Raw genomic sequence first — 2,420 nt, 5'->3', positions numbered from 1 at the left:
CGCTTGGCGCCGAACCTGCCGGGAGGGACGGGAAGGGGGGATAGGGGAAAGAACCTGGTCCCAGGGGAGGGGGGGAGTGTGCCAGGTTTGGGCCTCAGGGTTGCCCTCTCCCAGAAGAAGCCCCTTGAGGAGGGAGAGCTCCTTTAGCCGTTCCACGGCAAAAGCCAGCCGGCCCTCTAGCCCAGGGGGCAAGGGTTCGGCCACCCGCCAGGGCAGGTGGAAGAGGGGAGCTTTGCTGGTGAGCCAGACCTCCTGCCCGGCCTCCACCACGGGAGTTAGGGCCTCCTGGAGGGCGGCCAGGTCCGTGCGCCACACTCCGTTCCCCTCTACCACCCCCAGGACTAGGGCTGTACCTGGGGCGGGGTGGGGCAGGGGGCTTCCCGGTTGGTAAACCAGGCCTAGCCCTTTCAGGGGCAACTGGGCTAGGGCCTCAGCCACCCCTGGCTCCAGGGGCAGGTAGTAGGTGAGGAGGACCAAGGGGGTTCGTTCCGCCAGGGTGCGGTAAACCGGCAAAAGCCAGGGCAGGTGGTCCCCCGCGCCGTCCAGCCCCAAGGCCGGTTCCTGTAGGAGGACGGTGCGGCCCCCGGCCCACCCTAGGAGCTCCCTGTAGGCCTCTCCTAGGGCCTCGAGGTGGGCTTGAACCTCCATGGGGGAGGCGGGCGGGTTTTGCGCCAGCCGCACCAGGGTGTAGGGGCCGATCAGTGTGGGAAGCCCCTCTTCTTGAGGGGCACCTATGGGGTAGGGAAACCAACCTGGCCTTGGCGCGTACTGGGGCCTTTCTGGGAGGCGGGGCACCAGGTAGTGGTAGTTGGTGCCGAACCACTTCCTTAAGGGAAGGGCTCCCTTGCCCCGGGCCAGGGCGTAGTAGGCCTCGAGGTCCCCCGCGGGCGCCGCATAGAGGCCCAAGGCCACCGCCAGGTCCAGCATGGGGTCGTAGAGGCTGAGCTCCCCTGCGGGGTGGAGGTCCACCGCCTCCCGATAGGCGGTTGCCCTTAGGCCCTCCAGCTCCTGCAAGCCCGCTAGGAGCTTTTCTTGCGAGAGGAGCCCCGACCAGAAACCCTCCAGGAGCCTTTTGTACTCCAGGTTAGGGCCCAGGCGGGGTAGACCAAAGCCCAGGGTGCGGATCATCCCTCCCCTCCCAAGGGGGGCACAGGAACGGGACGCCCTCTTTCGTCCACCGCCACCAGCACGAAGCCTCCCCTGGCCGCCAGATAGGCTTCTTTACCCGCTTCTATGGGCTCTACCCACATTTCCACCTCTACCTGCATGGAGGTGTGGCCCACCTCTACCACCCGGGCCCTGAGCTCCACGATGGAGCCCAAGGGCACCGGGCGCTTAAAGTCCACCGCATCCGAGTGAACGGTTACCACCTTCCGCCGGGCATGTCGGGTGGCGGCCACGAAGGCCGCTTGGTCCATCCAGGCCAAGGCGGTGCCGCCAAAAAGGGTTCCGTAATGGTTGGTTTCCCCAGGGAAAACGGTATGCACCATGCGCGTTTCCTTCATGCGAAACTCCCCGCATCCTTCTCTGGAAGGGAAGACCCCCTTTCGCCAAGGGAGGGCAAACCCCTGTTGCCTTACGCCGATAGCCGCTTGGCCCCACGGCTCTGGGCCACAGTTTGTGAGGGGGTTAAGGGTCTAGGGTCCCACAGGCATCACCACCTTCACCCTTGCCTCGAGGGCTACGGGGTAAGGCCGCGAAGCGGGTACTCGGGCTTCCGGACGGGGCCGGTTACCGTTGCGGGACAGCGCCGGACTTGCACCGGACTTCCCCCACCGCCAGAAGGCGTCCAGGCCTGTCGGCCTGGCATCGCGGCCGGGACACCCCAAGTGTTGGGTGTCCTGCCAGGGAGGCTACCATATGTTGATTGCCGGGTCAATACCGGACACACCGGGATACCTCCCTTAGCCGCTTCCACGGGTTTCCCTGAGGGCTTCGGTTTGGGCCCCTTCGCAAGAAGCCAGGCCGCCCTTAGGGGCGGCCGAAAGGAAGGAGGTTCTGCCAGGCCCTTAGGCCCAGATGTCCTCAGGATGCCGCATGCCCACAGGCCGGGCCTTAAGGATTTCCAGGGCCTCCTCCTCGCTCATCACCGGGTTCCGGTAGCGGATCCCCAGGGCCTCCCCCATGAGGCGGAAGACATGGGTATTGTCCAGTAGGCCCAGGTTAAGGAAGCGGAGGCCCTGGCCGTAGAGGGCCAACACCACGGGGCTGGCCGTGTGCTGCCCCGAGGGGCAGCCGATGTTGGTAGACGCAGACGATCAGGTTCCGATAGCGCCTGCCGAGGCCGGGCGCGTTCTGGGGGGCGCCCTGGTCCCCTACCCTGGGGAGAAGGGCTAGGGCACCGGCGGCCAGACTGCCTTTTAAGTACCCTCCTCTTAAAATATCCCCATGCCTGCACCCATCCGAGTTCATCTGACTCC

1 protein-coding gene, 2 pseudogenes and 1 riboswitch are annotated in these 2,420 nt (G+C 65.9%); all 3 genes and pseudogenes read right to left on the bottom strand.

From position 1 onward, the window contains the following. Positions 1-1,128: pseudogene (locus L0C59_RS04640) on the bottom strand (5-methyltetrahydropteroyltriglutamate--homocysteine S-methyltransferase); the annotation flags it as partial. After that, entirely contained in the window at positions 1,125-1,505 is a 381-nt protein-coding gene (locus L0C59_RS04635) for an acyl-CoA thioesterase (RefSeq protein ID WP_243090043.1), read from the bottom strand. The gene L0C59_RS04635 and the pseudogene L0C59_RS04640, both read right to left, overlap by 4 nt. Positions 1,506-1,683: 178 nt before the next feature. Next, a riboswitch (cobalamin riboswitch) is annotated at positions 1,684-1,814 on the bottom strand. 195 nt (positions 1,815-2,009) lie between these two features. After that, positions 2,010-2,243 (bottom strand): annotated as a pseudogene (locus tag L0C59_RS04630) (alkaline phosphatase); the annotation flags it as partial. Between the last annotated feature and the right edge of the window lie 177 nt (positions 2,244-2,420).

Source organism: Thermus neutrinimicus, from assembly GCF_022760955.1.
Lineage (GTDB): Bacteria > Deinococcota > Deinococci > Deinococcales > Thermaceae > Thermus > Thermus neutrinimicus.
The sequence above is the reverse complement of the archived record's forward strand: the minus strand, read 5'-3'. Positions and strand labels throughout refer to the sequence as shown.

Excerpts from the sequence above, each read along its gene's own strand:
- L0C59_RS04635 (WP_243090043.1), bottom strand. The coding sequence starts at position 1,505 with ATGAAGGAAACGCGCATGGTGCATACCGTTTTCCCTGGGGAAACCAAC.